Here is a 21,246-nt window from a genome sequence, read left to right on the forward strand (position 1 = left end):
AAGGCCGCTCCTACAGGGGAACGCGCATGGCCGTCATTCGCTATCTCTCGCTCAACGGCCCCCCAATTCCCCGATCTTCTCCAACCGTGCCCGCACGATATTGCGGCTGATGTTCAGCAACCGTCCGGTCTGCAACTGATTGCCATGGCAATACCGATACGCGGCACGGAACACGGTCTCCTCGATGTGCTCGTACAGGTCCGGGATGTTCTGCTCGAACAATGCCAGCAAGGCGCTTTCCAGAGTCACTGGCGCCACCGCGCCCGGCGCCGGCAACCCGGTCACCTCCGGCTGCCCCAACGCCTGCGGGCGCATGTCCACCAGGTGCAGGTCCCCCGGCGCCACCTGCTGCTGCCGGCACACCAGCAGCGCATGGTGAATCGCGTTCTCCAGCTCGCGGATGTTGCCCGGCCAGCTGTGTGCCAGCAGCTTGCGCTCGGCCTCGATGCTCAGGCGGGCGCGCTCGTAGCCCAGGCGCCGGCAATGCTCCTCGATGAAGAACTCGGCCAGCGGCAGGATGTCCCCCGGCCGCTCGCGCAGTGGCGGCAGGCGGATGGTCGCCACGTGCAGGCGGTAGAACAGGTCTTCGCGAAAATGCCCGGCCACCACGGCGTCGGCCAGGTTGACGTTGGTCGCCGCCACCAGGCGCACGTTGATCGGCACCGGGGTGCGCGAGCCGAGGCGCACCACTTCCCGCTCCTGCAGTACCCGCAGCAGCTTCACCTGCATGTTCAGCGGCAGGTCGCCGATCTCGTCGAGAAACAGCGTCCCGCCATTGGCGGCCTCGAACCAGCCGGCCTTGTTCGAGGTGGCGCCGGTGAAGGCGCCCTTCTCGTGGCCGAACAGCTCGCTCTCCACCAGGGTCTCGGCGAAGGCGCCGCAGTTCACCGCAACGAAAGGCTCGCGATGGCGGCGGCTGAGCTTGTGGATATGGCGGGCCACCAGCTCCTTGCCGGTGCCGGTCTCACCGATAATGAGGGTGTTGGCTTCGCTGGGGGCCAGGCGCTCGATGCGGCTGAGCAGCTCCTGGGAGCGCGGGTCCTTGAACACCAGCACGGTGGCGCGCACGGATTTGGTCAGCTCGCGGGCATTGGGATGGGTAATCAGCGACATGGGGGCATTCCTGGCAGTGTGTGCGCGCCCTCATAGTGCATGAAACAATTTAGACCGAAAAATTATTAATAAATATTTATATATTCGATTATTGAATAAACAAGAAACCAACCGTTGCACTGCTGCTGGAGCAGCAACCGGCCAGCAACGGCCTGCCTGCCGATCAGCACCCCGAACCGCGCGACAATGCCTTCGCTGTAGCGCGTAACCCTTGCCGCACAAGGCCTGCAGCCCTGCCCGCAGCGCCCTGGCATGCATTTCGCTCCTCCCTGACAAACGCCTGGGCCGCTCAAGCACGCGGCCCGCACACTGTCGGGAGCGCAACATCATGAAAAACCTCTGGCGCCATGGCCTCGCCCTGCTCGGCCTGCTGTTGAGCCTCACCACCTGGGCCGGCGAGCCGCCCAAATCCGTGCGCATCGCCATCGTCGCCTTCACCCAGGGGGGCGTGCCGGTGTTCGGCGGCATCCCCGGGCGGGTGATCGAGGATGGCTGGCTCGCCCAGCAACTGGCCCAGCGCGGCATCAGCCTGGACTGGGTCGCCCTGCCCCACGCCGGCGCCGGTCCGCAGATCAACGAAGGTTTCAGCAACGACAGCCTGGACTTCGCCGTGCGCGGCGACCTGCCCTCGGTGATCGCCGGCGCCGGCAACGTGCCGGGCAAGCTGGTGGTGCCCGGTGGCAGCGGCAACAACGTGTACCTGGTGGTGCCGGCCAACTCCAGCGCCCGCAGCATCCAGGACCTCAAGGGCAAGCGCCTGGCCCTGCACCGTGGCCGGCCGTGGGAATTCGCCTTCAGCAACTTCCTCGTCAGCCAAGAGCTGCAACTGAGCGACTTCAAGATCGCCAACCTCAACCCGCAGGTCGGCGCGGCGGCGGTGTCGGCGGGCAAGGTGGATGCAGCGGTACTGCTCAACGAGGCCTATGCCCTGGAAGACAAGGGCGTGGCGCGCATCCTCTGGTCGACCAAGCAAGGCGCCGACGACTGGCGGCTGGTCTCGGACCTGTGGGCCACCGACCGTTTCGTCGAGCAGCACGCCGACCTCACCCAGCTGGTGGCCACCGCCTGGGTCAAGGCTGCCTGGTGGATCTCCCAGGAGCAGAACCGCGACGCCTATTACAAGCTCTCGTCCCGCGCGGGCGTGGCCGAGAGCGTGCTGCGCCGCGACGACCAGGACGATCCGGTGGCCTGGCAGGCGCGCTGGGCGCCGAAGAGCGATGCCCAGCTCAAGGCCCATTACCAGGCGCTGGCCCGCTACGCCCTGGACAACCGCCTGATCCGCACGCCCTACGACATCGGCCCGGACCTGGCCACCGGCTTCACCCGCCAGGCCCTGAGCGACCTGCAGCTCACCCACTACTGGCCGTCCCTCGACGCCCAGCTCAGCCAACACTGATCAAGAGATCCGCCCATGAAACTGCCCGTCTCATTCGCCCTGGGCCTGTCTGCCCTGGCCTTGTCCATCGCCGCCGTGGCCGCCGATACCTTCGCCCCCAGGCCCGACCCGCAACAGGGCGACGGCCGGGTATCGGCCTTCTACACCTGGAGCAAGGCCATCCCGGCCACCCCCGGCAAACTGCTGCGCAGCGAGCCGCTGGACAGCGCCCTGAGCCTGCCCAGCGCCGCCAGCGCGCAACGCATCCTCTACACCTCGCTGGACGGCATCGACGGCAAGACACCGATCGTGGTCTCCGGCGCGCTGTTCACCCCCAAGGGCAAGGCGCCCGCCGGCGGCTGGCCGGTGGCCAGTTGGGGCCATGGCACCGTGGGCGTCGCCGATATCTGCGCGCCGTCCTGGGCCGGCCGCTCGTACCGTGACGTGCAGTACCTCAACCGCTGGCTCGACGAGGGTTATGCCATCGTCGCCACCGACTACCAGGGCCTGGGCGTGCCCGGCGGCCACCCGCTGCTGAACAACCGCATGGCCGCCTACGGCATCCTCGACGCGGCAAAGGCCGTAGTCGCCGGCGTGCCGGGCCTGGCCAACAAGGTGCTCATCGTCGGCCAGTCGCAAGGCGGCGCCGGGGCCTTCGCCGCCGGTGCCTATGCCGCCACCTACGCGCCGGACCTCGGGGTGAAGGGCAGCATCGGCACCGGGGTGATCTACACCATCGGCGCGAAGAACGTCGGCGAACAGGATGAGAACAAGGTCGACCCGGCGCTGGCCTACGGTTTCTACACCCTGCTGGCGGCGCAGCAGTACGACCCGAGCATCGACCCGCGCGACTTCTACACCGACAAGGCCCTGCCGCTGTTCGAGCAGGCGCGCAGCAGTTGCCTGTCCGCCCTGGTCAGCGATGTGGTCGGCAGCGGGCTGACCCCGGCCAATGCCAAAAAAGACTATCAGGGCGATCAGCTCAAGGCCTGGCTGGCCCAGGTGTCGTACCCGACCCTCAAGCTGGCGCAACCGATCTTCATCGGCACCGGTGCCGAGGACAAGACCCCCGCCGCCAGCACCCAGGTGGCGCTGATGCAGGATGCCTGCAAGGCCGGTTCCGTGGTCCAGGGCCACCTGTACAAGGGCCTGGGCCACAGCGAGACAGTCAACGCCTCGCTCCGGGACTCGATCCCGTTCGCCCGCCAGGTCATCAGCGGCCAGCCTGTCACCCCGATCTGCAACCCCAGTGTCCAGTAAGCCAGGAGCGCGACCATGAGCCTCGAATTCTTCACCCGCCTGCCACTGCACGGCGAGACCCAGTTCCTCCCGGGCGACCCGCGCAACCGCGGCGACTGGCATGCCGGCGGCCCCAGCACCGGGGCCGTCTCGGGCTTCGCCGTGGGCGATCACTTCAGCTATATCGACTACCTCGGCCAGGTGGCTCGCGCCGCCGAGATCAACGGCTTCGGCGGCGCGCTGATGGTCAACGCGCCGAGTGGCGAGGAGCCGTGGACGGTGTGCTCGCTGCTGGCCCGCGAGACCCGCACGCTGAAGTTCGTCACCGCCTTCCAGCCCTACCACTACACGCCCTGGGTGGCGGTGCAGCAGGCCGCCACCTACCAGCGCGCCACCGGCAACCGGCTGGTGTGGAACATCATCAACGGCGGCTCGGACGCGATCCAGCGCCAGGTCGGCGACTTCGAAGGACACGATGAGCGCTACGCCCGCGCCACCGAGTTCATGGACGTGGTGCGCGGTTACTGGCACAACCCCGACTTCCACTACCAGGGCCGCTACTACAGCGCCGAAGGCGGTGGCCTGCGCGGGCCATTGAAGAAGGCCGAGCTGCCGCTGATCTGCACCGCGGGTTCGTCCGAGGCGGCGCGGGAGTTCGCCGCCCGGCACGCCGACTTCTACCTGATGCGCGCCGAGCACCCCGACGAAATCGCCGCGCTGATCGCCGACATCCGCGCTCGCGCCTTGAAGCACGGACGCAGCGATATCCGTTTCGGTCTGTCGATCGATGTCATCACCCGCGACACCGAGGAGGCCGCGCTGGCCGAGGCCAAGCGCTTCTTCGACGAGGGCGTGGCCAAGGGCACGGTCAAGGCCCGCGCTGCCCATGCCGGGCTGCGCACCGCGCGCAAGCTGAGCTACGAGCACGAATACGCCGACCAGGACGAAGCGCGGGCCTTCGACGACTTCTTCATCCACCCCAACGTGTGGACCGGTTTCGGCTACATCGGCATCCCGCCGGGCTGCGCCTTGGTCGGTAGCCACGCCAACGTGGTGGCGCGGATCCGCGAATACCATGCCATAGGCATCGACCTGTTCTTCCTCGCCGGCTACCCGCACCTGGAAGAGGCCTACCGCCTCGGCGAATACATCCTGCCGCATTTCCGTGACCAACGCGCCCCGCTCACTCGTCCGGGCCTGGCCTGACCTCGGCGGCGCGCAGCCAGAGCGCTCGCTGTTCAGTGCATGGCGCTTCGAGAATCTCTGGCTAAAAGGCTGAGCACTGCCCCCTGTAGGAGATCGCCCAGCCCTCCGGGCTACGCTGTCGCGCAGGGAACAGAATTCCAGCGTGGGAGCGGGCTTGCCCCGCGATCACCGGCGTAGCCGGTGCCAAACGCCGCATCGCGGGGCAAGCCCGCTCCCACGCTGTCCCAGTCAAATCAAAGAGTTGTGTTTTGTTCCAGGAGAGCAGCCAACCGCAGGCGCAGGCGGCCTGCAGGGTGCCATAGGTCGGTTGCTCTGCCGTCACCTTTGGCGTTTGAGGTAGGGATATGGCATAGATCGCCATATCCCTTCATTACCTGGAGCACAGCATGGCCACTCACAATGTGTTTGTCCCAGGCCCCATGGAGCAGACCATCGAAGAGCTTGTGCAAACGGGTCGCTACCAGAACCTCAGCGAGGTGGTGCGTGCGGGCCTGCGCATGCTCATCGATCACGAAGCTCAGGAGCAGGCACGCCTCGAGGCCCTGCGTACCGCTGCCAGCATCGGCATCATGCAACTGAACGCCGGTCAGTTCGATGAGGTCGACCTGGACAATCTGGATGAGTACCTGGGGAGCCTGGGGCAGGCTGATAAAGAATGACACGGCAGGACGAGTCGCACGCCCCAGAGGATCTTGACCTCCATGAGCGTGCTCCATGCACGAAAGGTGGGGGATCAGTTGCGGCGGTCGATGCCGGGCACCAGGCCCAGTTCGCTGGCCCGCTCGTACAGGCCGCTCATTTTCCACTGCTGGGTGAGCACGCCCGGGCCATAGGGACGCGAGCCGCCGAGGGCGTCGGCGAGCAGCTGGATCTGCGCGCCCTCCTCCAGCAGCAGGATGAACTCGGCGGTGGCGCGCAGGCCATGCTTGCCCCACACAGTGGCGCCGCCGTTGGCCTCGAGAATGGCCAGGTTGAACGGGTTGGCGACGATCTGCTCGAGGATGAAATCCACCTCGGCCTGGCGGCGGTCGATGTACACCGGCAGCTCGCGGGCCAGCTGGTAGCGCTGCACCGGCACGTAGTGGAACGGCAGGCTGCGGTGGGTCTGGGCCCAGGCGCCTAGATACGGGCTGTGCACGTGGGACACGGTGGTGATGTCGGCGTGGGTCTGGAACAGCTTGGTGTAGCGGCCCAGCCCTCCCTTGCCCTTGCCCTTGCCGAGGATGACATTGCCGGCGAAGTCGCTGACCGTCGCCTCCAGCGGCTTGCGGTGGTTCCACGGGCCGCCGTAGTTCACCGATACCAGCAGCTCCTCGCCGGGCACCCGCTCGATGAAGCCGACGGTGCCGTTGGCGGTGATGGTGCGGGTTTCGCGAAACACGCTGAAGGCCGCTTCGGCCTCGGCCAGCACCTGGTCGGTGAAGGCTTGCAGCTCGGCGGTGAGAGGGCGTTCGTTGATCAGTACGGTCATGCTCGGTCTCCGGTATCAGGCGCGGCGCTGGGCCAGCAGGTCGTGGGCGGCTTGCAGGGGGCGGTGGTCGACCCAGTCGGCGAGGTCGAAGTCGCGTTCCAGGAAGCCATGCAGGTTGAGGAAGGTCTTCTGGATGTCGAGGAAGGCCAGGCGTTGGGGCGACAGGTCCGGTGCCAGGGTGGTGTGGAAGTCGCCGCGATAGGCGTCGGCCACGCCCTGGCTGCCGGCGCGGGTCTCGTCCTCGAGGATGGCGTTGAGCGCGTCGCGGTTGCCGGCGGCCCAGTCGGCGGCGCGCAGGGTCTGGGCGAGGAAGCGCGTCACCAGGTCGAAGTGCTCGTCGAGCAGGCGCTGGTGCACGGTGATCGGCCGTGGCGTGCCGTTGTTGATGCGGTGGCGCGGTTCAGGCAGGGCATCGAGGTCGATGCCCACCACCAGGCCCAGGCGGCGGGCGGCATCGGCGGCGGCGGCGCCTTTGACGTACACCGCGTCGACCTCGCCGCGCGCCAGCGGATCCAGGCCCGACCACAATCGTTGCAGGCCCAGTTGCGGGGAGCCGGCGTCGAGTGGGTCGTGCAGCGCCACCTCCACCAGGTGCACGTCATCGAAGCCCAGGCGGGCCGAGGCCAGCGCGCCTTTGTAGCCGTGCAGGCTCATGGCCCGGGCGATGCTGCCGGGGCGGTCGGCGCCCCAGGCCGGCAGGGCCAGACGCTTGCCGCGCAGGTCCTCAGGGCGGCGGATGTTGCTGTCGGGGCGGACCAGGATGGTCTGCCATTCCTCGATCCAGGTCAGGCCGATCAGCCGCGTTGGCGCACCGGCGGCGCGGGCGGCCAGGGCCGGCAGGTTGCCGCCCTCGCGGAACAGGCCGGGGAGCTGGTGATCGTAGTGGTGATGGCCGAGCTGGCGGGCCTCCTGCAGGGTATCGATGGGCAGGCCGTCGGCGGCGAATTCGTCTTGCAGCCAGCCGAGCTTGTAGGCGATGCCCGAGGCGGTGGGCACCGGGCAGCGGGTGAACCAGAGGCGCTCCAGGGTTTCGGGTTTGGGGGTGGCTTGAGGGAGGGTCATGGGGGGCTCCTTGGACGTCGTGCGAGGACCATTGCAGCGGCCGTGCCAAGGGCTGGAATGCCCGGAACAATGGGATTTTCGATGATGGCCAGGGTGGTGATTGCTGACCAGGATGCAGGATTGCGGCGCGGGTGTTGCCAGATCAGCAGAAACCGCGACCAGGGGTGTTGCTGGAGCAGCAAGGATGCGCTGAAAGCCCTCTACTCCATGGACTTCAGGGCTGTGGCAAAGAAGTTGCTCTGGTGTTCGCAGGCATCGCGGGGCAAGCCCGCTCCCACACCGACCCGCGATGGGCCATACACCGCCACCGAGGTAACCCATGACCACCATCGAACACCCGCCAGCCCGGCGGATCACCCATGAAGCCGAAGCCATCGACATCGCCCGCCAGGTCGCCGGCGAAATCGCCGCCCTCGCCGCCGACCCAGAAAACAACCGGCAACTGCCCCGCCGCCAGGCCGAGCTGCTGTCGAGCAGCGGCCTCACCGCCATCGGCGTGCCCACACAGTTCGGCGGCCTCGGCGCCTCGGTCGCGACCATCGTCGAGACCGTGCGCCTGGTCTCCACCGCCGACGGCGGCGTCGGCCAGTTGTTGCAGATCCACAACGTGATGCTGCGCGGTGTGCTCGGCGGCTACCCCGACGAGGTCCGCGACCGTGTGCTGGCCGATGTACTGGCCGGCAAGCGCCTGGGCAATGCCCTGGCCGAGGTCGGCGGCAAGAACAAGTTCGCCCTAAAGACCCGCGTCGAACGCCGCGCCGACGGCAAGCTGGTACTCAATGGCAGCAAGTTCTACTCGACCGGCGCCTACCTGGCCGAGTGGATCTCGCTGACCGCCGCCAGCGAGGACGGTGGCGCCGGCGTGCTGCTGCACCGCGACACCCCCGGCCTGACCCTGGTCGATGACTGGGACGCCTTCGGCCAGCAACATTCGGTGAGCGGCACGGTGAAGTTCGACGAGATCGTCCTCGACGAGCGCTTCGTCACCTTCCGTAGTGGGCCGATGAAACGCACCGGCCTGACCTTCCCGCAGATCCTTCACGCCGCCATCGACAGCGGCATCGCCGCCGGCGCCCTGCAGGCGGCGCTGGACTACCTGCGCGAGCACGCCCGGGCCTGGGTCGAGAGCGGGGTTGAGCGGGCCAGCGACGAGCCGCACATCATCCGCCAGGTCGGCGAGTACGCCGTGGCCCTGCGCGGCGCCGAGTCGGTGCTGCGCGAGGCGGCGCGGGTGTTCGACGCCCATGAACGCGACCCGGCGGACAAGGCGCTGGAGGACGAACTGATCCTCTCGGTGGCCACCGCCCGGGCGCATGCCGACGGCGCGGCGCTGAAGATCGCCAGCGACCTGTTTTCACTGCTGGGGGCCAGTGCTTCGCTGAGCAAGTGGAACCTGGACCGCTTCTGGCGCGATGCCCGCGTGCACACCACCCACGACCCGATCCGCTGGCGCCTGCACAACGTCGGCAACTACTACCTCAACGGGGTGGATCCGGGGGAGTACACGGCGGTGCTCAATGCCAAGGAAGCGCAAGGCGCTACACGTCGCTGACGCCATCGCGGGGCAAGCCCGCTCCCACGCCAGACCTGCAACGACACCATTGGCGTGGGAGCGGGCTTGCCCCGCGATGAGGCCCGCCCCACCATCAGACCCGAGCCCTGCATGACCTCCAGACACCCCCTCCTGCGCGCCCTGGCCATCTACCGCGAGATGCCCTGGCGCTTCATCCTGGTCGCCACCCTGTACATCGCCGGCAACCTGGGCCTGGCCTGGCAGCAATGGCTGATCGGTCACGCGGTCGACGATGTCGGCGCCGGCCGCGCCGTCACCCGCCTGGCCGACGGCAGCCTCGACGCCAGCCTGGGCTGGCACTGGCTGTGGACCCTGCTGGCCATCGCCCTGGCCCGGGGCCTGCTGCAGTACGCCGCCGCGGTGCTATCGCTGGTGCTCAGCCAGGCCTTGCTGACGCGCCTGCGCGAACGCATTCTCGAACAGGTCCAGGCCCTGCACCTGGGCTATCACTGGCGCCATGGCATGGGCGAGTTGCTGACCCGTACCACCCGCGATGCCGACAAGGTGCGCGATGCGCTGATCACCTTCTGGCGGCAGATCGTCGAAACCCCGCTGGTGCTGCTGGCGGCGGTCGGCCTGCTGGCCTGGTACGACCCGCTGCTGGGCCTGGTGCCACTGCTGCTGACCGGTGCCGGGCTGTGGCTGTTCGTGCGCCAGACCGAACGCCTGGTCGGCCTCGACCGGGCCGTGGCCACGGCCTACGACCAGGTCAGCCAGGACCTGGCCGAAGGTATCGGCGGCGTGCGGGTGATCAAGGCGTTCGGCCTCGAGGGCCGGCGCATCGCCCGCTTCGCCGAGCAGGTGACGCTGTTCAGCGGCCATGCCCGCACGGCGCTGGCCTATGCCAGCTCGCGCATTCCCCTGCCGCAGGCGGTAGTCGCCCTCGGTCATGTGTGGATCCTGGTGTACGGCGCCCACCAGGTGGCCGCCGGGCGCCTGGGCATCGGCGAGCTGGTGACCTCGCTGCTGGTGGGCACCACCCTGGTGTTTCGCATCGAAGGCATCGGCCGGGTCATGCAGACCTTCGCCGACGCCCGCGCCAGCGCCGAACGCATCTGGCAACTGCTCGACGAGCGCCCCGCCATTCGCAGCGGCCAGGGCGCGCTGCCAGAAGGGCCGCTGGGCCTGAAGCTGGAGCAGGTGCGCGTGGCCGCGCCGCAGGCCGGCCGCGACCTGCTGCATGGCTGCTCGCTGCAGCTGCGCCCCGGCGAGGTGGTGGCGCTGGTCGGCGCCACCGGCAGCGGCAAGAGCCTGCTGGCCAGCCTGCTGCCGCGCCTGGCCGAAGTGGATGGCGGCAGCGTGCGGGTCGGCAGCGACACCCATGGCTGGCACGATGTACGCGATTTCGACCTGGCGGCCTTGCGCCACCGGGTGCAGGTGCTGCCCCAGGAAAGCTTCCTGTTTTCCGACTCGCTCGCCGCCAACCTGCGCCTGGCCGCGCCCGACGCCACCGACAGCGAGCTGCGCGAGGCCCTGCGCCAGGCCGCCGCCGAGGATGTGCTGGAGCGCCTGCCCCACGGCCTGGACACACCGCTGGGCGACCGTGGCGTGACCCTGTCCGGCGGCCAGCGCCAGCGCCTGTGCCTGGCCCGCGCCCTGCTCGGCGCGCCCGACATCCTGTGCCTGGACGACGCCACCAGCGCCCTGGACGCCCAGAGCGAGCGCCGCGTGCTCGACAACCTGCGCCGTCAACGCAGCCAGACCGGTCGTGCGCCGACCCTGCTGCTGATCACCAGCCGCCTGTCCACCCTGCTGCTGGCCGATCGCGTGCTGCTGCTCGACGGCGGGCGCATCAGCGCCAGCGGCAGCCACGCCGAGCTGACGGCAAATAACGCCCACTACCGCGACCTGCTGGGGATCGAGCATGGCTGAAAGCGAAATCGACATCGAACAGCGCCTGGCCCGCCAGGCCCTCGACCGCGGCATGTTGGGCCGTCTGCTACCGCTGCTGCGGCCGATCCGTGGGGCGATCCTGAGCGTGATCGGCCTGGAACTGCTGCTGGTGTTCACCGTGTTCCTGCGGCCGTGGTTCGTCCGCGAACTGCTCGACCGCGGGCTGATCCAGGACGCCGGCCACTGGCTGCTGGACGAGCGCCTGGTGCTGTGGCTTGGCCTGGGCCTGGCCGCCAGCTGGCTGGGCCGCTTCCTGCTGGCGGGCGTCTCGCAGTTGATTGCCGGCGGCGCCGCCATCGGCGTGCTCAACGCCCTGCGCGTGCAGGTGTTCGCCCATGTCCAGGCGCTGTCGGTGAGCTACTTCGACCAGACCCGCGCCGGGCGCATCATCGCCCGCGCCGACCGCGACGTCGACGCGCTGGAGCCGTTGCTGGTGCAAGGCCCGCCGGAGCTGCTGGGCGCCCTGCTGCGCTGCGGCCTGGCCGGGGTGATGCTGTGGCGCATCGAGCCGAGCTTCTTCTACAGCCTGGCGGCCACCGTGCCGCTGCTGGCGCTGGCGACCTGGCGTTTCAAGCGGGTGTCGCAGCGCAACTGGGCCAAGGTCGCCGAGCAGCGCAGCCGCTTCACCGCGCATCTGGTCGAGAGCGTCAGCGGCGTGCGCCTGATCCAGCAGTGCGGGCGCGAGGCCAGCAACCAGCGGCGCTACCGGCACCTGCTGGAGGCCTTCAACCAGGCGCTGATCCACGGCAGCCTGCGCACCGGCTGGTTCGCGCCGTTCACCGCGCTGCTGGGCACGGCGGGCATGGCCGTGCTGTTGCTGGTGGGCGCCTTCGGCCTGGTCGAAGGCCGGGTGAGCGTCGGCCAGGTGGCCGAAAGCCTGTTCTACGTGTTCCTGTTCCTCGGCCCGTTGCAGGAGCTGTCGGACCTGTTCGAGCGCTACGCCACCGGCAGCGCCTCGGCGCAGCGCATCTTCCTGCTGCTCGACACCGGCGCCCAGGTGCTCGACCCCGCGCAGCCAAGGGCACTGGGCCGAGCCCGGGGCCAGGTGGACTTCGCGCAGGTCGGCTTCGCCTACAATGCCAACGCCCGCCCTGTGATCGACGGGCTCGACTTGCATATCCCGGCGGGCGAAGTGCTGGCCATCGTCGGCCCCTCGGGACATGGCAAGAGCACCCTGGTGCAATTGCTCACGCGCTTCTACGACGTGCGCCACGGCGCGGTGAAGCTCGACGGCATCGACCTGCGCGAGCTGGCCCAGCACGACCTGCGGCGCAACATCGGCGTGGTGCTGCAGGACAACGTGCTGTTCAGCGGCAGCCTCCTCGACAACCTGCGCCTGGCCCGGCCCGGCGCCGATGATGCCCAGCTGATCGCCGCCGCCCGCGAGCTGGGTGCCGACGAGGTGCTGGAGCGCCTGCCGCTGGGCTACCACACCGAGGTCGGCCCGCTGGGCAGCCACCTGAGCCACGGCCAGCGCCAGCTGGTGTGCCTGGTGCGCGCCTACCTGGCCGACCCTGCGGTGCTGGTGCTCGACGAAGCGACCTCGGCGGTCGACGTGCACACCGAGCGGCGTATCCAGCAGGCATTGCGCCGGCTGTGCCAAGGGCGCACGGCGATCATCATCGCCCACCGCCTGGCGACCATCCGCGACGCCGACCGGATCGCCGTGGTGCGCCATGGGCAGGTGGTCGAGCTGGGACGACATGCGGCGCTGGTGGAGGCCGGCGGGGTGTATGCCGGGTTGTACGCGGCGTATCTGCGCAGTGCCGGGGAGGTCGCCATCGAGAACTAGGGCCCTTTCGCGGGGCAAGCCCGCTCCCACGCCAACTGTGCCGTTGCGGGTCTGGCGTGGGAGCGGGCTTGCCCCGCGATAGGGCCCTGCTGCTGCTCATGCAATCACTGCTGCCCGACTGCTGCCACAGCAGCACCCCAGCCTCGCCACCCCACGCCGTTGCGGCCTTGCAGGGCCATGGCACAGCCGTTGCACCACCCTGCCCATCGACAACCTCCCCTTCAGGAGCTCCCATGACCACCGAATTCTTCTGGCGCCTGCCCCTGGGCACCGACGGGCCGCAGCTGTCCACCGACCGCCACACCCGTGGCAACCCGCAGCACCGCCCGGGCCACATCGCTCCGGGTCGCCTGCCCAGCGGCGAAGCCGACGGCTTCACCTACATCGACTACATCGCCCAGGTGGCCAAGGCCGCCGAGCTGGCCGGTTTCGAAGGCGCCCTGCTGCCCACCGGCCCCGAGCCGTGGATCGCCGCCGCAGCGCTGGCGCGCGAGACCCGGCGTATCCGCTTCCTGATCGCCTTCCAGGCCACCTGGACCCTGCCCGCCTACGCCGCGCAGCAGGCAGCGATCCTGCAGAACCTCAGCGGCGGGCGGCTGGACTGGAACATCATCACCGGCGGCAACCCGGCCAGCCAGCGCGCCAACGGCGACTTCCTCGAACACGACCTGCGCTACAAGCGCACCGGCGAATTCCTCGACGTGATCCAGGGCCTGTGGGCCAATGACAGCTTCTCCTACGAAGGCGACATCTACCGCCTGGAGCACGGCAGCCTGCCGCCGGGGCTGGCCCACGAGCGCAAGCCCGGGGTGTACTTCTCCGGCTTCTCCGACGCCGCGCTGGAGGTCGCCGCCCGCCACGCCGACGTCTACCTGAACTGGGCCGAGCCGATCGACAAGCTCAAGCCGCACATCGAGCGGGTGCGCGAACTGGCCGACAAGCAGGGCCGCACGGTGCGCTTCGGCCTGCGCGTGGACCTGTTCGCCCGCGAAACCGAAGAGCAGGCCTGGCGCGAGCTGCGCCAGCAGTTCGAACGCCTCGAAGGCAGGAGCAGCGCCATCGCCAAGGGCTTCGTCACGGGCTCCGACTCGGTCGGCGGTGCGCGCCAGGCGGCCTATCACCAGCACCTGCAGGACTTCGACGAACTGAAGCTGGCGCGCAATCTCTGGGCCGGTTTCGCCAAGGCCAAGCCCGGCCCGACCGTGGGGCTGGTGGGCAGCCACCAGAACATCGCCGAGCGCCTGGCCGAATACCGCGACGCCGGCTTCTCGACCTTCATCCTGGCGGCCAACCCGCACCTGGAAGAGGCCCTGCGCATCGGCCAGGAAGTCCTGCCGCTGGTGCAGCAGGCTGCCGCCACGCCGCTGAAGGCCAGCGCCTGAGGAGAACGACCATGAGCCAACCCCTCGACACCCTCTGGTACACCCGCTGTCCGGTGCCCACCGGCCTGGGCATCGCCGTGCAGCAAGGCTGGCTGCAGCAGGACCTGGCGGCCCTGGGCACCCGCGTGCAGTCGCTGCGCGAAGCCGACGACCAGGCCGTGCGCGAATCGCACTTCGACCACACGCTGCGCAATTCGGTGCGCCACGGTGGCAGCATCCCGGCGATCTGGGCCCGCGCCCAGGGCCGCGAGACCCGCGTGATCGGCCTGTCCTGGGCCGACGAGGCGCAGCTGATCCTGACCCGACCGGACAGCGCCATCCACAGCGTGCAGGACCTCAAGGGCCGGCGCTTCGGCCTGCCCGACTGGAGCGCGGCGCAGATCGACTTCACCCGTGCCCAGGCCCTGCGCGGCCTGGAAAACGCCCTGAAGCTGCACGGCCTGCAGGTGGGTGACCTGCACCTGGTCAACTACCGCTACCACGGCACCTTCAGCGACCGCCCGGTGCGCAATGTCGCCGGCACGCCGGTGTCCATCGGCCAGGGCGAGGGCCGCAACCTGGAGCTGGCCGGCCTGCTGCGCGGCGAGGTGGATGCGATCTTCCTCAAGGGCACCAGCGCCGTGCAGCTGGCCCACGCTTTCGGCCTGCGCACCGTGATCGACACCGGCAGCCACCCCGACCCGCTGATCCGCAGCAACAACGGCACCCCGCGCACGCTGGCCGTGGACAGCCATCTGCTCAAATGGCACCCCGACGTGGCCCGCACGCTGCTGGCCAGCGTGCTGCGCGCCGAGCACTGGGCGCAGCAGCACCCGGACGAGACCCATCGCTACCTCGCCCGCGAAACCAACAGCAGCGAATACTGGGTCGGCGTGGCCTATGGCAACGACGCTCACCTGCGCCTGCGCACCGCCCTGGACGGGCAGGCCATCGACGCGCTGCAGGACTTCGTGCAGTTCCTCGCGCGCTGGCGCTTCATCCCGGCCAGCTTCGCGGTGCGCGACTGGATCGACCGGCAGCCGCTGGACGCGCTGCTCGCCGCCCCTTCAGCCATGGACAGGAAACCCGTCGCCCTATGAGCAAGCCCCTGGAAACCCTCTGGTACACCCACAGCCCGGTACCCACCGGCCTTGGCATCGCCGTGCAGTCCGGGCGCCTGGCCCAGGCCTTCGCGCCGTTCGGCACGCGCATCCAGTCGTTGCGCGAGTCCAGCGAGCGCGAGGTGCGCGAGGCCCACTACGACCACCACCTGCAGAACTCGGTGCGCCATGGCGGCAGCATCCCGGCGATCTGGGCCTACGCCAGCGGCGTCGAGACCCGGGTGCTGGGGCTGAGCTGGATCGACGAGGTACAGCTGATCCTCACCACCGAAGAGAGCGGCGTGCGTGGCATCCGCGACCTGAAGAACCGCCGCTTCGGCCTGCCCAAGTGGGCCAACGTGCAGATCGATTTCACCCGCGCCCAGGCCCTGCGCGGCCTGGAGAACGCGCTCAAGCTCGAAGGCCTGAACGTGGCCGACGTCGAGCTGGTCGACTACCCCTACGGCGGCACCTACAGCGATGAACCCAAGCAGCATTTGTACGGCTCGGAGGTGGCACTGGACACCCGCCGCGTGAGCCGGCGCAACAACGAGTTGATCGGCCTGCTGCGCGGCGACATCGACGCGATTTTCCTCAAGGGCGCCCACGCGGTGCAGCTGGCCCACGAGTTCGGCCTGCGGGTGGTGGTCGACACCGGCAGCCACCCCGACCCGCTGATTCGCAGCAACAACGGCACGCCGCGCACGCTGACGGTGGACACCCACCTGCTGCACGAGCATTTCGAGGGCAGCCGCACCCTGGTCGACACCGTGCTGCGCACCGAGCAATGGGCCTGGGCCAACCCCGAGGACACCCGGCGCTTTCTCGCCCGCGAGCTGAACACCAGCGAGTACTGGGTGGCGGCGGCCTATGGCGAGGATGCCCACCGGCGCCTGCGCACGGCGCTGGATGGCCGCTCCATCGCGGCGTTGCAGGACTTCAGCGAGTTCCTTCATCGCTGGGGGTTCATCCCGCGGCGCATCGATGTGCGCGAGTGGATCGATTCGAGCGTGCTGGAGCAGGTGATCGGCTCCACATCGCGATTGGCTGTCTGAACCTGCAAGGGCATTGGGGCAGCCCTGCTGCCCCAGCAACACCCGCCAAACACCCCGCTGCTGCGTCATCCACATCGATCGCTTCAACAACCAATAAATACTAATAAAAACAGTGTGTTATGAGCCTGGCACAGTCCCTGCTCTGTCCTCCCCAACAACGCTTTCACTTGGGGAGATTCCACATGTACCAGCGCCATCCACTAGCCCGCCAGATCAGCCTCGCGCTGCTGCTGGGCAGCACCGCCAGCCACACCTTCGCCGCCGACGACACCAAGACCGAGCCGGCCCTGGAGACCGTCACCGTCACTGCCCAGCACCGCGAACAGACCCTGCAGGAAGTGCCGGTGGCCGTGTCGGCGATCAAGGGCACGCAACTGGTCGCCGACGGCGTGCGCTCGATGGGCGACATCACCACCTTCGTGCCCAATGCCTCGGCCAAGAACCCCGACGGCGACGGCCGCCCGCGCTGGTACATCCGTGGCCTGGGCACCGGCGACACCGGCGCGGCGACGGTCTACCCGGTGGGCATCTACGCCGACGACGTCTACCTCAACGCGCCCATCGCCGGCGGCGGGCCGCTGTTCGACCTGGAACGCATCGAGATCCTGCGCGGCCCGCAAGGCACCCTGTACGGCAAGAACACCACCGCCGGCGCGGTCAACGTGATCTCGAAGAAACCGACCTTCGACACCGACGGATATGGCACGGTCGGCTTCGGCAGCAAGAACGAGCGCATCCTCAACGGCGCCCTCGGCGGCACCCTGGTGGACGAGAAACTGGCTGGCCGGGTGTCGCTGTATTCCGAGGAACGCGACGGCTTCCAGCACAACGACTTCGATGGCAACAGCTACGGCGACGTCAACAAGAAAGCCGTGCGCCTGCAGTTCCTCGCCCAGCTCAACCCGGACCTGGACGCCCTGCTGAAGATCCACAGCCGCCAGTTCAAGGGCGACGGCAGCAACGGCTCGCTGCCGGTGGGCCGCTACTATAACGTCGGCTACCAGCGCCCCAATGGCCGCGACATCTCGCTCAATGTCAACGAGGACTACCGCCTCGACCACGACGGCGCGTCATTAACCTTCAACTGGTACCTGGGCGACTACACCCTGACCTCGATCAGCGCCTACGACTACATCCGCAACCGCTCCACCACCGACGCCGACTACACCCCCTACGAGGTCAATGGCGCCGCGATCACCGACAACAGCTACCGCCAGTGGTCCCAGGAACTGCGCCTGGCCTCGCCGGAAGACCGTCCGCTGCACTGGCTGCTCGGCGCCCATTACTTCCACGAAGACCTCGACAGCGCCTCGCAGCGCATCGTCACCCCGGGCCCGACACCCAACGGCAGTGGTTCCAACCAGGTCGGCAGCACGGCGTTTCGCGACCTGGGCTTCGACCACCGCACCGACAGCTACGCGCTGTTCGGCAACGTCACCTATGACTTCACCGACGACTTCAGCGTGACCGGCGGCCTGCGCTGGACCCAGGAGAAAAAGGACATCGACCTGGACCTGGTGCAGCTGACCCGCGCCAGCGCCAACGGCCCGCTGATCCCCATCGCCGGCGCCGGCAGCAACGGCAACCGCCAGCAGGACAAGACCTGGGAAGCCTGGACCTACGACCTGACCCCGGAATACCGCATCAACGACAACCTGCGGGTGTTCTTCCGCTATGCCCATGGCTTCCGTTCCGGCGGTTTCAATACCGGGCTTTCCACCAGCCTGGCGCAGCTGACCACGGTCGATCCGGAAGAACTGGACGCCTACGAACTGGGACTCAAGTCCGAGTGGTTCGACCGGCGCCTGACGGTCAACGCCAACGTTTTCTACTACGACTACTCGGACATCCAGGTGAACCTGCTGACGGTCAACAGCGGCGTGCTCACCACCGCCCTGACCAACGGTGCCAAGGGCAAGGTCAAGGGCGCCGAGCTTGAGATCGAGGGCCAGCCCACCGAGCGCCTGCACCTGCGCGCGGCGGTGTCGTTCCTCGACACCGAGTACACCGATTTCAAGAACACCAACCCCACCACCGGCGCGGTGACCGGCGACTACAGCGGCAACAGCTTCGTGCGCTCCCCGCGCAACGTGGTGTCGCTGGGCGCCGACTACACCCTGCCACTGGACGTGCCCGGGCGCGTGGTGGCCGGTGGCGACGTGAGTTTTCGCGACAAGGAGTACTTCCTCGCCGACCGCCAGAGCAGTGCCGACGAGACCCTCAGCCAGCCGCACTACACCCTGGCCAATGCGCGCCTGAGCTGGTTCAGCGCCGACGACAAGCTCAGCGTCACCGGCTTCGTCAACAACCTCACCGACCGCCGCTACCAGGTGCATGGCCGGCCCAACGGCGGTGCCGGGCAGTACGTGATCACCTACGGCGATCCGCGCACCGTGGGGATGAGCGTTACCAGCCGGTTCTAGGTCGCCGTTTGCGGCCCTATCGCGGGGCAAGCCCGCTCCCACGCCAATGCTGCCGTTGCAGGTCTGGCGTGGGAGCGGGCTTGCCCCGCGACAGGGCCGGCACAGTCCACACTTCTTTTCAGCAGGAATCCCCATGCCCCACCACACCCCCTTGGCCCTGAGCCTGGCCATCGGCAGCCTCGCCGTGCCCGCGCTGGCCGCCGAATCCACCGACCGCCTCGACACCGTGGTCGTGGTCGGCACCCACCGCAGCGACCTCACCGCCCTGCAAAGCGCCGCCCCGGTGGACGTGCTCAGCGGCGAAAAGCTCCAGGAAACCGGCGCCCGCGACCTGTCCGGCGCCCTCACCGCCCTGTCACCCTCGTTCAACTACCCGCAATCACCACAAGGCGCCTTCGCCGGTTCCATCGCCCAGGGCGCCTCGCTGCGCGGCCTGGCCTCCGACCAGGTGCTGGTGCTGGTCAACGGCAAGCGCCGCCACACCAGCGCCAACGTCACCCGCCAGGGCCTGGCCAACGGCCGTGGCGCGGCGGCGGTGGACCTGAGCCTGATTCCGCTGGTGGCAGTCGAGCGGGTGGAGATCCTGCGCGACGGCGCCGCCGCCCAGTACGGTTCGGACGCCATCGCCGGGGTGATCAACATCGTGCTCAAGGAGCGCGACGAAGGCGGCAACCTCGGCTACCGCTTCGGCGGCTACGACAAGGGCGACGGCCTGCAGCGCAAGCTCAGCGGCTGGAAAGGCTTCGCCCTGCCCAATGACGGTTTCCTCACCCTGGCCTTCGATGCCGGCAGCCAGGACCCGGCCAGCGACACCCGCGACGACAACCGGATCTTCTACCCCGGCTCCACCAGCACCGCGACCCCGCGCGAGCAGAACAACCGCTACCGCAACTGGCGCTGGGGCTCGGGCAATGTCTCGGACCAGTACAACTTCACTGCCAACGCCGAAATGGGCCTGGGTGATGGCCTGAGCGCCTACGGCCTGGCCACCTACGCGCACAAGAACACTGACGCCGAGAACTTCTTCGACCCGCCCACCACCCTGCGCAACAACTACGGTAGCGTGGCCCTGGCGCGCTACCCGGAAGGCCGCTTGCCGATCACCCGCTACGGCCTGGAGGACCATGCCGTCACCGGCGGCCTGCGCTACGAGGACGAAACCCTCGGGCACTTCGACCTGGCCCTGAACCATGGCAACAACCGCGTCGACTCCACCGACCGCGATGCCATCAACCCCAGCTGGGGCACGGCCAGCGCCTCGACCCTCTACACCGGCCGGCGCGAGGCCGACCAGACCAACCTGACCCTGGACTGGACCCGCGACTTCGCCACCGACCTGCTGTTCAAGCCACTGACGGTGTCCGCCGGCCTGGCCTGGCGCGAGGAAAACTACCAGCTCAGCGCCGGCGACGCCCAGGGCTGGCAGAACGGGCCGCTGTTCAACACCGTCGACCCGCTGACCGGGCGGCGCATCCCCGGCTATTATTCGGGCATCACCCAGGTCGACGCCGCCTCCCTCGACCGCCGGGTGATCGGCGCCTACTTCGACCTCGAAGGGCAGATCACCGAGCAGTTCCAGGCCGGCTTTGCCCTGCGCAGCGAGCATTACTCCGACTTCGGCGACACCACCAACGGCAAGCTGTCGCTGCGCTACGACTTCACCCCCGAGATCGCCGCCCGGGCCAGCGCCAGCACCGGCTACCGCGCGCCGTCGCTGGTGCAGTCGGGGCTGTCGTCGTTCAGCGTGCAGGTGGTCGAGCAGCCGCCAGGCAGCGGCAACTGGGTCGAGGTGCAACAGCGCACCCTGCGCGCCGACAGCCCCGAGGCGCGGCTGCTGGGCGGCAAGGCGCTCAAGCCCGAGGAGTCGACCAACTTCTCGGTCGGCCTGGTATGGCGTCCGCTGGCCAACGCGTCGCTGACCATCGATGCCTATCGCATCGACATCGACAACCGCATCACCCTGTCCGACCAGCTGCCGGCCTCGGTGGTCGGGCCGATCTTCGCCGGCACGCCGTACGCCAACATCCAGAGCGCGGCGTTCTACAGCAATATCGCCGACACCCGCACCGACGGCATCGAACTGGCCGGGCATTACCAGCTCGACCTCGGCGCCTGGGGCCGGCTGGACCTCAACGGCGGCTATGCGCGCACCAACACCCGCATCACCGGGCTGGACGATGTCGGCGGCATTGCCGGCACCCAGATCATCGGCCGCAACACCCAGGGGCTGATCGAGGACGGCACGCCCAAGGACAAGCTGACCCTGAGCGCCAACTGGCAGTACCAGGGCTGGAACGTGACCGTGGCCCAGCGCCGCTACGGCCAGTGGCAGAACCGCAACGCCGCCAATCCGGCACTGGACCAGACCTTCGGCGCGCAGTGGGTGACCGACCTGGACGTGGCCTACCGTTTCGGGCTGGGGCTGACCTTGTCGGTGGGGGCGATCAACCTGTTCGACAGCCACCCCGACAAGCTCGAAGGCGCGCAGCTGTACGGCGTGCCGAAGTATTCGATCACCAGCCCCGAAGGAGCGCAGGGGGCGTTCTACTACACCAGCCTGAGCTACGATTTCTGATGGCCCAT

15 protein-coding genes are annotated in these 21,246 nt (G+C 68.6%); 12 read left to right on the forward strand and 3 right to left on the reverse strand.

What is annotated here, in order from left to right; genetic code table 11:
- Positions 1-51: 51 nt before the first annotated feature.
- The gene (locus tag K2O50_RS16970; RefSeq protein ID WP_050705202.1) at positions 52-1,113 is read right to left on the reverse strand and encodes a sigma-54-dependent Fis family transcriptional regulator; all 1,062 of its coding nucleotides are present in this window, start codon (positions 1,111-1,113) and stop codon (positions 52-54) included.
- A 328-nt stretch (positions 1,114-1,441) separates the two neighbouring features.
- Here K2O50_RS16970 and K2O50_RS16975 point away from each other — a divergent pair, with 328 nt between their 5' ends.
- From K2O50_RS16975 to K2O50_RS16990, 4 genes are all read left to right on the forward strand, one after another.
- Positions 1,442-2,509 carry a PhnD/SsuA/transferrin family substrate-binding protein gene (locus K2O50_RS16975; RefSeq protein WP_050705200.1) on the forward strand — a complete coding sequence of 356 codons (1,068 nt, stop codon included), beginning with the start codon at positions 1,442-1,444 and terminating at the stop codon, positions 2,507-2,509.
- A 15-nt stretch (positions 2,510-2,524) separates the two neighbouring features.
- Positions 2,525-3,748, forward strand: a complete 1,224-nt coding sequence (locus tag K2O50_RS16980) for a lipase family protein (protein WP_050705199.1) — start codon at positions 2,525-2,527, stop codon at positions 3,746-3,748.
- Positions 3,749-3,763: 15 nt separating this feature from the next.
- Positions 3,764-4,933, forward strand: coding sequence for an LLM class flavin-dependent oxidoreductase (locus K2O50_RS16985; protein WP_050705198.1), 1,170 nt, complete (start codon positions 3,764-3,766; stop codon positions 4,931-4,933).
- A gap of 386 nt (positions 4,934-5,319) precedes the next feature.
- A complete protein-coding gene (locus K2O50_RS16990; protein WP_050705197.1) occupies positions 5,320-5,592 on the forward strand; it encodes a type II toxin-antitoxin system ParD family antitoxin in 273 nt (90 codons plus the stop codon).
- A gap of 74 nt (positions 5,593-5,666) precedes the next feature.
- Here K2O50_RS16990 and K2O50_RS16995 read toward each other — a convergent pair whose 3' ends face one another.
- Together K2O50_RS16995 and K2O50_RS17000 are read right to left on the reverse strand one after the other, a co-directional pair.
- Complete coding sequence (locus K2O50_RS16995; RefSeq protein WP_050705196.1) at positions 5,667-6,404, reverse strand: class II aldolase/adducin family protein; 738 nt, start codon at positions 6,402-6,404, stop codon at positions 5,667-5,669.
- Between the two features lie 15 nt (positions 6,405-6,419).
- Positions 6,420-7,466 carry an ABC transporter substrate-binding protein gene (locus K2O50_RS17000; RefSeq protein WP_050705195.1) on the reverse strand — a complete coding sequence of 349 codons (1,047 nt, stop codon included), beginning with the start codon at positions 7,464-7,466 and terminating at the stop codon, positions 6,420-6,422.
- Between the two features lie 319 nt (positions 7,467-7,785).
- Here K2O50_RS17000 and K2O50_RS17005 point away from each other — a divergent pair, with 319 nt between their 5' ends.
- The 8 genes from K2O50_RS17005 (at position 7,786) to K2O50_RS17040 (ending at position 21,238) form a co-directional block, all read left to right on the forward strand.
- Entirely contained in the window at positions 7,786-9,018 is a 1,233-nt protein-coding gene (locus K2O50_RS17005; protein ID WP_050705194.1) for an acyl-CoA dehydrogenase family protein, read from the forward strand.
- A gap of 111 nt (positions 9,019-9,129) precedes the next feature.
- Positions 9,130-10,911: an ABC transporter ATP-binding protein gene (locus K2O50_RS17010; protein ID WP_050705193.1), complete on the forward strand. Its 1,782-nt coding sequence runs from the start codon at positions 9,130-9,132 to the stop codon at positions 10,909-10,911.
- Positions 10,904-12,724, forward strand: coding sequence for an ABC transporter ATP-binding protein (locus K2O50_RS17015; protein ID WP_050705192.1), 1,821 nt, complete (start codon positions 10,904-10,906; stop codon positions 12,722-12,724). Before K2O50_RS17010 ends, K2O50_RS17015 begins: the two co-directional genes overlap by 8 nt.
- A 233-nt stretch (positions 12,725-12,957) precedes the next feature.
- A complete protein-coding gene (locus tag K2O50_RS17020) occupies positions 12,958-14,106 on the forward strand; it encodes an LLM class flavin-dependent oxidoreductase (protein WP_050705191.1) in 1,149 nt (382 codons plus the stop codon).
- A gap of 11 nt (positions 14,107-14,117) precedes the next feature.
- A complete protein-coding gene (locus K2O50_RS17025; RefSeq protein ID WP_050705190.1) occupies positions 14,118-15,185 on the forward strand; it encodes an ABC transporter substrate-binding protein in 1,068 nt (355 codons plus the stop codon).
- The gene (locus K2O50_RS17030) at positions 15,182-16,240 is read left to right on the forward strand and encodes an ABC transporter substrate-binding protein (RefSeq protein WP_050705189.1); all 1,059 of its coding nucleotides are present in this window, start codon (positions 15,182-15,184) and stop codon (positions 16,238-16,240) included. The genes K2O50_RS17025 and K2O50_RS17030 overlap by 4 nt, the downstream gene beginning before the upstream one ends.
- A 182-nt stretch (positions 16,241-16,422) precedes the next feature.
- Positions 16,423-18,663, forward strand: a complete 2,241-nt coding sequence (locus K2O50_RS17035) for a TonB-dependent receptor (RefSeq protein ID WP_050705188.1) — start codon at positions 16,423-16,425, stop codon at positions 18,661-18,663.
- Between the two features lie 133 nt (positions 18,664-18,796).
- Positions 18,797-21,238 carry a TonB-dependent siderophore receptor gene (locus K2O50_RS17040; protein ID WP_050705187.1) on the forward strand — a complete coding sequence of 814 codons (2,442 nt, stop codon included), beginning with the start codon at positions 18,797-18,799 and terminating at the stop codon, positions 21,236-21,238.
- The last annotated feature ends 8 nt before the right edge of the window (positions 21,239-21,246 follow it).

This window comes from Pseudomonas sp. 2hn (genome assembly GCF_019646095.1).
Taxonomy (GTDB): Bacteria; Pseudomonadota; Gammaproteobacteria; order Pseudomonadales; family Pseudomonadaceae; genus Aquipseudomonas; species Aquipseudomonas peradeniyensis.